The organism is Candidatus Eisenbacteria bacterium, assembly GCA_005893275.1.
Taxonomy (GTDB): Bacteria; Eisenbacteria; RBG-16-71-46; order SZUA-252; family SZUA-252; genus WS-7.
Genome location: VBOW01000072.1, coordinates 20829 through 30419, shown reverse-complemented (window position 1 = coordinate 30419; position 9591 = coordinate 20829). Strand labels below are relative to the sequence as shown.

The 9591-nt window shown below is 67.9% G+C and carries 7 protein-coding genes; 1 reads left to right on the top strand and 6 read right to left on the bottom strand.

Annotated elements, in window-relative coordinates; genetic code table 11:
• Window positions 1-200 precede the first annotated feature (200 nt).
• The 6 genes from E6K76_11905 to E6K76_11880 are packed head-to-tail and all read right to left on the bottom strand — an operon-like array spanning window position 201 to window position 8417.
• On the bottom strand, window positions 201-1592 hold the full coding sequence (locus E6K76_11905; GenBank protein TMQ56948.1) for a hypothetical protein: 1392 nt from the start codon (window positions 1590-1592) through the stop codon (window positions 201-203).
• On the bottom strand, window positions 1559-3145 hold the full coding sequence (locus E6K76_11900) for a DUF3492 domain-containing protein (GenBank protein ID TMQ56947.1): 1587 nt from the start codon (window positions 3143-3145) through the stop codon (window positions 1559-1561). Before E6K76_11900 ends, E6K76_11905 begins: the two co-directional genes overlap by 34 nt.
• Window positions 3142-3762: a hypothetical protein gene (locus tag E6K76_11895; GenBank protein ID TMQ56946.1), complete on the bottom strand. Its 621-nt coding sequence runs from the start codon at window positions 3760-3762 to the stop codon at window positions 3142-3144. The genes E6K76_11900 and E6K76_11895 overlap by 4 nt, the downstream gene beginning before the upstream one ends.
• A complete protein-coding gene (locus E6K76_11890) occupies window positions 3759-4634 on the bottom strand; it encodes a hypothetical protein (protein TMQ56945.1) in 876 nt (291 codons plus the stop codon). Before E6K76_11890 ends, E6K76_11895 begins: the two co-directional genes overlap by 4 nt.
• A complete protein-coding gene (locus E6K76_11885; protein ID TMQ56944.1) occupies window positions 4621-6057 on the bottom strand; it encodes a tetratricopeptide repeat protein in 1437 nt (478 codons plus the stop codon). The genes E6K76_11890 and E6K76_11885 overlap by 14 nt, the downstream gene beginning before the upstream one ends.
• Window positions 6058-6071: 14 nt before the next feature.
• Complete coding sequence (locus E6K76_11880) at window positions 6072-8417, bottom strand: T9SS type A sorting domain-containing protein (protein ID TMQ56943.1); 2346 nt, start codon at window positions 8415-8417, stop codon at window positions 6072-6074.
• A gap of 366 nt (window positions 8418-8783) precedes the next feature.
• Between E6K76_11880 and E6K76_11875 the strand changes: the two genes are divergently transcribed.
• Entirely contained in the window at window positions 8784-9581 is a 798-nt protein-coding gene (locus E6K76_11875; GenBank protein TMQ56942.1) for a hypothetical protein, read from the top strand.
• The last annotated feature ends 10 nt before the right edge of the window (window positions 9582-9591 follow it).

Below are 9591 nucleotides of genomic sequence, written 5' to 3'. Positions count from 1 at the left end.
CCTTGGCAATGACGCGCAGGGCCAGAACCTCTCAGGCGTCTCGGACATCGATGGAAGTCCCCGCGTCAAGGGAAGCGCCATCGATATCGGCGCCCACGAGTTTGCCAGCGCCGGGCCGGACACGGAACCCCCGGCGCCCGTGGCCGATCTACGCAGTCGATAGGCGGCGCCTCCGGCCCGCTTCCCCTCCGAAGCTGCTTCTATCGAATCGACCGTTCTCGTTCCGCTCCCAGACTCCCCTTCCGTTCCGCAGCGAACGGCTGACCGAGCAGCGTATGCTGCAGCACCGCACTCACCCCGCGAAAGACGCGGCGCCAGGTCAGAACCGCGCCCAGGGCGCAGCCCAGCGCCGTTCCGACGCTCGGCGGTAGCCCTGACCCCGATGCCGCCGCGGTGAACACCGTAATCCCAACGAGGAGACCTGCGGCGGAGAGGAAAGCTTCGCGTCGGAGGTCGAAATAGTAGAGGAGAATGAGCCCGAGCAGGCCGAGGGCTTGCGCGCCGGCTCCGACAAGGAGGAGCCGGTACGGCAGGATCGCGTCGTGCGGCAGCCCCAGCCAACGAGCCGAAGGATCCGCGGCAAGCTGCAGGAATCCGGTCACTCCCGCCTGGACGGAGGCGGCGCCGCGGAGGAGCCGTGCGGCCTCGTCCACGAGTGCTCGAACGTAGCGACGAAGCTCGTCGAGAGACGCTCCGCCCTCCAAGGCCAGGTAGAACCTTCGAAAGCGTCGGTGAAACGTGGTCTCCACCTCCACGAATATCCACGCCAAGCAAGGGATGGTCGAGAACCACGCGATGGTCGATGCTCCGGCGTGCAGCGCCGCCGTCTCGCCGCCCACCAGGCACCAGGCGATGAGCTTGTCGACGTACAGTGAGGCGTTGAATGCGAGCCCGGCCCCGGCGAGCGCCGCGTATTCGCGAAACGCGGGCAGGAGGGCTGCCCTCTCGTCGGCTTCGCCCGGCAGGGACCGGAAGATGCCGACGAGCAGGATCACGAGCGTAAGGGTCTGACCCGAGATCAATCCGAAGAGGTATCCCGGAACGCCGAGCTTGGCGACGGCGACGAGAAGGGCCGCCAAGAGGAAGCTCAGTGCCGATCCGGCTCCCACGGCGCCGAGCACGATGGCGGGAGAGCAGAGTCCGTTGCCCACCGACAACGCGGTCCACTGAGCGCCGACGGTGGCCGAAAGCGCCGCGCCCCACAAGGCGGCACGAAGCGGCAGGCCCAGCGCGAGGAGCGTGAGGGCAGCAGGAACGGCGCAGAGAAGGAACGTCGCGGCGAGCCCGCGACAAAACGGAGCTGCGATCGCCTGGAGCCGTCCCTCGTACAGGCGATCCGCGGCGTAGCGGGAGATTACGATCTGGACCGGCCCGGCCACGAACAGCGCGACCGCGTAGGCGACGTTCACGACGGTTCCGGCGGTGGCGGGATCCGCCATGCCTCGCCCGATGATGGCCGGGAGCGAGACGAGCACCGCCGTGGTCAGCACCCACGGCAGAGCCATGACGGCCGCGCCCGTGGCGTAGGCTGCGGTGGCTCCGGAGATTCCTCGATGGATCAGGCGCTCGAGACGCCAGCCGATGCCGGCCACGGTCCGACCTTATAGAGCGCACGGTACGTCGAGACGGTGGCGCTCTTTCGATAGTACGTGGCCACGCGTCGCCGACCCGCGGCGCCCATGAGACGGCGCAGCTCGGGATCCCGAGCGAGTCGAACGATCGCCGCCGCGGTTTCCTCGGGGGCGGCGAGCCGCGTCACGATGCCGCTCGGACCGATCCGTCGATCGACGTTGTTCCGCCCCTCGAGCAGATCGCGACAGGCCCCGACGTCGGAGGCAACCACCGGAATCCCCGCGGCGTTGGCCTCCAGAATGACGAGCGGTTGCCCTTCGCTGAAGCTCGTGAGGACCAGGATGTCGATCTCGGAATAGATGCGCTCGATCGGCAGCGCCTTTTCGAAGCGAATCGCGTGCTCGAGACCGAGCTTCGCCGTAAGGCGCCGGCACCGGCGCGCGTACCGCGGATCCTCGTCGATCGGACCGATAATGCGCACGTCCAAGTCGACGACCCGCAACGCCAGGAAGCACGCACGGATGAGCGTGGCGATGTCCTTGATCGGAACCAGTCGCCCCACGAAGGCGACCCTCATGGGGCGGCCCCCCGCGGCTCGGGACGGCGTCCCGGCGACGCGCGCACGGAATCCCTCGAGGTCGATGCCGTTGGGGACGACGAGAGTCCTGGCGGCTGGGGCGCCGTCGGCGATCTGCCTCTGTCGGTTGGCCTCGGACAGCGAGACGACACTCGTGGCTTGGGCATAGGCACATCGCGCCAGGGCGCGAAAGAAGCGCACCCAAATCCTACGTAAGGCCGAGGCCGTAGCATTGTCGATCGTTTCGTTGGTTCCGTCCGAGGGTCGGCGGTCGCGGGTCTCGCGGAACCAGGCGGCTCGGTCCAGCTCGAGGTTTCGCTCGCGCGCGTAGATCCCGTGCTCCGTCAAGAGGAATGGGCGACCGGTCCGGTGGCTCCACACCGCCGCCAGGACCCCCGCGTAGCCGGTGCAGAGGGCGTGGTACGTGGCCGCGGCAGGCGGCTCGGCGGCGAGCAGGCGAACGAGCGGCAGGTTCATCGATCGAAAGTGCCAGAAGAAGTCCAGAAACGAAGCGTCGGGCGCCAGCCGCTCGCATAGCTCCGTCGTCAGCTCGAAGGATGCCCTGCCGTGGAGAAACGCGCCGACCGAGAGATCGCCGCTGGCGAGGTCGTCGAGCAGCGACGAGTCCACCTGGTCTTCGAGATGCAATCGGCGGATACCGTTAAGGACACGAGAGGATCGGCGGGCATCCGCGTGACGGCTGCGCTCGGCATGGGCCACCCTCTGCAGTACAGCCACGTCGCGGCCGCGCGCGAGCGGCTCGCGACAGTACATATCGGAGAAGGTGACCACGTTGGCCGGAAGCGAATAGAGCTTCCGGGTGTAGGTCCCCTGCTCGGGGCCGACGTGCACCAGGGCGAATCGGAGCTCCGGGAGGCTGCCGATCAGATCGTGGACCCACGTCGACACGCCTCCCTTGACGTACGGATACGACCCTTCCAGCACGAGGCAGACGTCGGCGCCCGCGGCTCCACTGTGGAGGTCAACCGGCTTCAATGTCGGACCACCGCGGGGTCCAGCCGGTTCACGCGGCGCTCGGCGCGCTCGCCGATCTCGTCCAGCACCAGCGCGGCGGGCAGCGCCAGATCGGGATCGCGACCCGCCGCCGTCCGGCGCAACAGAGCGATCGCCTCGGAGTCCTCCCGCCTTGAGAGCGCCGACAGCGCGGCGCGACGCTGCTCCTCGTCACCGCAGTCCAGCGCGTCGCAGGGCGAGAGCGCGGTCCCCAGGCGTTGCACCGAGGCCATCGTGAGCGACGGTCTCCAGCGCGCTTTCCTGCGTCGTCCCATCGAGGTCGAGCCGCCTCCTCTCGTGAGGAAAATCGCGGTGGCAACGGCGGCCCCAGCGCACGGAACCGCCAGCACCGCCGCGGCGCTCAGCCACCGGCGGCTGGGTTGCCCGCGGGCCGAGCGGGACGAGAGAAGGACCGCCGCTCCATGCGAGACCGCTGCCGCAACGCCCTTGAGGAGCGGCGGGAGCGGTGTGCCGAGGAGCAGGATCCCGGCCGCGACGGCATCGAACGCGACGCACGCGGCGAGGAGAGCGGCCCCGCGCGGGCGGTCCCCGCGACCCGAGCCCCCGATCACCCGAATCGCTGGCGCCGCGCCGATCATCCGACCCTCCCCGCGCGGCCGGCCGCCGGCTCCGGACGCCGCCCGGTGACGGCGAGCGCCGGCGCGCACCACGACGCAATGACCGCCAGATCGTGCGTCGTCGCATCGTCGAGCCCGGAATGAGGAATCCCCCAGAGCGCGATGAGGCCGACCCGATCGTTTCCGTTGCGAATCGGCACGGTCAGCTCGGCGTGGCCAGACGTCAGCGGCGCGAGCGCCATGGGCCCCCTCGCGTCCCGAACGGCCAGGAGCCGTTCGAACCCATTCATGCCCACCCTGACTGCCGCGGCGGATGCCCCGGTCCGCGCGAGCACGAGGTCGGCCGCCCCTTCGGCGGCGGCGACCGGATCCGCTCCCTCCAGGCGCGCGGCAACGTCGCGCAAAAAGGACAGGGAGGCCGACGTACGATCGACCCGCGCCCGCAGCCTCGCGACAACGCCGCGAAGGGAATGGATCGTCGCTTCCGCCTCGGCGGCTCGATCGGAGAGCGCGGATATTCGCTCGCAAAGGTCCGCCTGACGTCGCAAATGCCACGAGGCGATCCCGGAGACCGCGAGGCACGCGCCGAACGCGATCAGGTTGGGTCCCGAGTCGAGTCGGCTCCACGAGGTCACGAGCCCCGCCCCCGCGACCGCCGATCCGATTCCGACGGCGCCGGCGGCCGCGATCAGGCCCGTGAAGAGCCCGCCGCTTCCATACCGCGCCGCCAGGACGAGCACCGCGATCCAGCCCGGGTGCGGCTCGAGAACGACGCCTGCACGCGCCGCCACCAGCTCCGGGAGGAAGGCGAGCGCGACCGCGAGACCGAACGCGTCGAGCGCCCGTCTCCTCAGCTTGGGCCGATCCAGATGTCGGGGTTCAGAGATCCACATGGAAGCTCAACCATCCTGTGCGGCGCTGGCCGACGAGCCCGGTGGCGACCTCGCTGGCCTCCTCGTACTTCAGAGCAAATCGGGTCGCAGGCTTCGGCGCCCAGATCAGGCCCCCTCCAGCCCTCCACATCCGGGCCTTGCGCGCGGAGTCGTGTGCGAGACCGGCGCGCAACTCCAGCCCGAGGTTGCCTCGCGGCGACACCACGGTCGTTGCGAACGAACCCTCGTCGACCGAGCCGCGCGGGGCGAGCCCGATGAGCGCGGCAAACTCGGGCGTCGTCTGGCTGGACACGTCGTAGTGACGGTAGGCAAGCGTCAGGGCCGACGAGAGCGACGTGGGCTCGATCAGCGCCTCGTCGAGCATCTCGCCCCGCACCGAGGCGCCCGGTTTCCTCCACAGGACGACATCCGCGCCGGCCACCCACAGGGACTGCCACGCCTCGGGGCGGCGCGTCGAACGGGGATCCGCGGCGAGGATCGAGAGCTGGCGCCTTCGCGCGCCGGCCTGGAGGAGCAGGCGCCGGGAAAAAGAGTGCGAATACAGGTGTCCCTCCGCGGCCGTGGTCCGTCCGCCGCGAAGCACCGTGACCGCGGCCTCGTCCCAGGGAGTTTCGACCTCCGCCCGCCAGTCGGCCTCGAGCGACAGGCCCAAGGGCGCTCGCCCCGCGATCGCGCCCCCGACACCGAGGTCCCGTCGCGCGCCGCCCCGCTGCGAGACCACGTGAAGGCGAGGACCCACCGCGAATGATGCGCCCGCCCCATTTCGTTGCACGAGGCTCAGCGCGAGCACGTCGGACATCGTCCTGTCGGGATCGGTCCTTCCGTCCGCGACGTTGCGCGTGCCGAGCAGGGCCAGGTGGCGACGGGATCCGAAAGGTACCGCTGCGCCTGCCTGTACGCATGAAGCGGTAGCGTCCGGATCGGACATGACCGTCAGTGGCGTCCCGACCTCCAAGGCGGTCCGGCCGCTCATCCGCTCGATCGCCGCGTCGAGCTCCGGAGCGGGCCCGCCGGCGCTCAGCTCTCGCGCGCGGCGGTACGCTCGAAGCGCCCCGCCGACATCCCCCGAGCGCTCGAGAACCCTTCCGTAGTCGGTCTGGATGCGCGGATCGTCGGGGAGCTCCGCCGCCAGGGCGGATCGCACCTGACGCTCTCCTTTGAGATCCCCCATCGATTCGAGGTCGAACGCGAGCATCTCCTTCGCCCTGCGGTTCGCCGGGTCGACCGATAGGAGGCGACGGAGCATCGTCGCTGCCTGTTCGAACGATCGGTTCTTAACCAGGACCGCCGCGCGCTCCAGCGTGCCGGCCGGGGCGGACGGCGCCTGCCCCCAGGCCCGGCCGCCCGCCGTGATCAACACAAGAGCAAGTGCCGCTTTACCCAACCTGCCGCAAATGGGGGGCCACCGCGAGGTGGGATCCATGGGCGCTCACCGGACTACTTGATCATCGCGATGCGGCGGACGGAGGTCAGGCCGCCACTCTCGAGCTTCGCGAAGTAAACGCCACCGGCCACCCGATTGCCGGCATCGGTCCGACCGTCCCACGTGATCGGGTGAACGCCGGCCTCGAGGACGCGGTTCAGCAATGTCCGGACCACCCGGCCCTGGACGTCGTAGACCACGAGATGAGACTGGGCCCGCCGCGGAATGGCCAGGGCGATCGTGGTCGATTTGGTGAACGGATTGGGGCTCAGGTCCTGGATCGCCACGCGTTCCGACACCCCGACGGACGCGACGGTGGTGCTGCCTGACGACGCCGCGTTCGACGTGCTCCCGATGCGCAACACGACGGTCTGCCCGGGAGCGAGCGAGACGTGGCTGATGCACTGCCCCCCGTAGACCTCGGACGAATCTGCGCACAGCCCGGTGACGGGCACGACGGCCGCCTCGGAAGCGGTGATCGTCATCGTCCCCTCACTGGGCACGAACGAGGCCCGAACCCCGGCCGCGTCGTACCGCATGCGATTCTCCGTCCACTCGCCGAGGCCGGCCAGGGTCAGGCTTCGGACGGGCAGGGTGAAGAGCCCGCTGTATTTCTCCAGCGCCCGATCGAGCAGATCCCCGAGCAGCGAGTGCACGCCGTCATAGGCGCGCAGGTTCGCCTGATGGAACATCCAGGGGTCGACCTCGCCCCGGAGCAGGTATTGGAGCAGGACGTCCGATTCCTTGCCGAGTATCTCGTCGTAGGTGAGATCGCGTCCCCAGTAGCTGTGGTAGATGAAGTTGTACTCGTTCGTCCACTCGGTCGGCGTGGTCACGTTGTAGTAGAGGTTGACCGGCCGCCTCGGGACCATGAGGATGCCGGGTTCTATGGCGTTGCGGATACCCGCCTGCGGCGTCGGGTTGTTCATCCCGGGCTGGGACGTGTCCGTTATGAGGAAGCGGATGCCGGCGTCGTAGGCGGCGCTCATGGCCTCCGGGTTCGAGAGCCCGGATACGTCGGGCGTGACCAGCGCGCGGGTATCGTAGTTCGTGAATCCCATGGAAGCGGCCACCTCGTTGTTGCGCGTGATCTGCTGGTAGACGAGGTCGTAGCTCGCGGCGTCCAGGTTCTCGTGGCTGAACGTGTGATTGATCCACGGGAACTGGAAATTCGTCGCGCCGGCCGTCGGCGTGAGCGTGTCGAGGTTGTAGGTGCCGGTCGTGCCCTCGCCGTTGAACGCCATGTGGAGGAGTAGATCCGCCGTCTGGGCTTGGAGGTGTTTCTGCGTTTGCCACGCGTCATTGGCAGACCAGTCGATCGCGTTGATGCGGTAGGTTCCTCCCCCGTACACGTCGTTGTCGATGAAGATGTCGTCGATCTGCGGCGACACGTAGATGTGGCGCTCTCCCAGGAACAACCCCCCCGTCACCCAGTTCATGAGGCCGTGCGCGAGCGCCAGGCTGTGCACCAGGAAGAAATTCCCATCGAACGTCTGGGAGAGCACCTGTCGGCCGTCGGGATAGGTCCGGACCAGAGCGAGCGCGTCCCCCTGCGTGTCGGACAGGAGCACGTTCGTTCCGGTTCCCGCCGCGGGAGCCAGGTACGTCCAGGCCTTGGTGATGACGATCGGATTCGCCGCGTTCACGTAGGGGAACACGGACTGGCCCGCCGGGGTCAGCTGAGCGGAGATGGGGCTCGTTGTGGCATCCACACCCGTCGCCGGGCCGTAGCCCAAGTCCGCGGTCGGGAGCGCATAGGCAATCGCCGTGCGGACCCGGTATTTCGCCTGGTAGTCCCACAGCGTCTGCCATTCCGTCGCGTTGAAGGCGCTCGTCCAGGTCGTTCCGTTCAAGTACGCCAGGCTCCCGGTAGTGAGCACGATGCCCTGGTAGAACGCGTGGGCGCTACTATCGGACAGCATGGCCGGCGTGAATCCGCCCGGAGTCCTGGTCGCGACGTACAGCATGTACGGAATGCCCTCGTACTCCGCCGCCTGGCGGATCGCTCCGAGCACGGGCTCGGTCCCATCGGCGGAGATGACCAAGAGCTTCGCATCGAGTGTCGCCGACGTGACCGGCAGCTCGGTCGAGCCCGACGTCGTGGGCGCGTTCGAGGGCAAGACCTGGGGTAGCGAGGGAATCGTGGGCAGCTCCGGAGGTCCCAGCGGCAGGCCGGGCGGCGGGGCCGGCAATGGCAACGGTGGGGGTAGCGGAGGCAGCGGCGGGAGCTGAGCGAACGCCTGATGACCGCACACGACCATCGTCGTGCCGGCGGCAAGCAAGAGCGCTAGCGCCCAGGTCGGCCATTTCAGGCCCCGGGATGTCTTCGCTGTCACTGTGCATCTCAACATCGTCTTCATGGTCCTCTCCTCATCATGATCATGGTCCCCTCCTCATCATCATCGTCACGGTGCATCTCCTCAGCTGAACGTTGGGAAAATGGCACCTCTCATAAGGAAAATGTACGCGAGGCCAATCATCGTGGCTATTGGGAGTAACCCTAAATTGGGACCGGGTAAGCCGCTCCGTGAATTCACAGAGGGGAATTGACTATATCGTCACTTGGTATGTGGAGGATGCGGAAGTGCTTGGCAGAGCGGAGGATTTAACAACATAGGCCCCCGCTTGCGAGACTACCTACCCAAGTCAATCCGGCTGATCGTTAAGAGCGCGAACGGGACTGCCGATACATCGGAGGGGGAAACAGGGCCACTGAGGAGGCGGAAATGTTCCGCATCGCCTGCTTCGTCCGATTGATCTTCCGATGCTCCCTGGCTGTATTCGTCCTCACGCAGACGGCCACCGGCGCGCCGACCGGGCAGCCCGTGGCCTCGATCTCCACCGCCTGGGCCAAGCCGCAGCCGAACAGTACAAACTACTCGGCCGAGGGTATTGACTGCGGACCGGCGGGCGAAAACGGAGACTCGGCCACCGACCTCAGGAAGAACCGGACCGACATTCCGGGTGAGTACCACGCCGTGACTTTCGATGCCATCGCGAAGCTCCCCTACCCCAAGGCTCCGCATAGCCGCACGGACTGGTCCGGGGCGCAGCTGAAGAAGATCGAGCCCTACGAGGGCGTCGCGCTCACGGTGGCGGGCTATCTGGTTGGGTTACGAGTGGAGGGGGCGGAGATGACGAATTGCGGCATGACGGACAGCGTTGACGTGGACTGGCATATGTGGATCTCTGCGCGGCCCCAGGCCCCTAAGAGCGACGCGATCGTGGTCGAGACGACGCCTCGCGTACGAAAGGACCACCCGAAGTGGACGCCGACGGCGCTGAAACCCTGGATCAATTCCACCCAGCCTGTCCGAATCAGCGGCTGGCTCATGATGGATCCGCAGCACCCCGACCTCGTTGGACAGAGCCGCGTCACAATCTGGGAAATCCACCCGATCCTGAAGATTGAGGCGTTCCGGAGCGGAGCCTGGGTCGACCTCGACGCGATGCCATCGCCCAGGTTCAGGGCACGCCGGCCCCAGATGGCGTCGAGCCCGACCTTCCATACCAAGGCCAGGTAGCGGGGGTCCC

Bases quoted from the DNA above. Each gene is read 5' to 3' on its own strand.
- E6K76_11890 (TMQ56945.1), bottom strand. From the start codon at position 4,634: ATGTGGATCTCTGAACCCCGACATCTGGATCGGCCCAAGCTGAGGAGA.
- E6K76_11885 (TMQ56944.1), bottom strand. From the start codon at position 6,057: ATGGATCCCACCTCGCGGTGGCCCCCCATTTGCGGCAGGTTGGGTAAA.
- E6K76_11895 (TMQ56946.1), bottom strand. From the start codon at position 3,762: ATGATCGGCGCGGCGCCAGCGATTCGGGTGATCGGGGGCTCGGGTCGC.
- E6K76_11875 (TMQ56942.1), top strand. From the start codon at position 8,784: ATGTTCCGCATCGCCTGCTTCGTCCGATTGATCTTCCGATGCTCCCTG.
- E6K76_11880 (TMQ56943.1), bottom strand. From the start codon at position 8,417: ATGAAGACGATGTTGAGATGCACAGTGACAGCGAAGACATCCCGGGGC.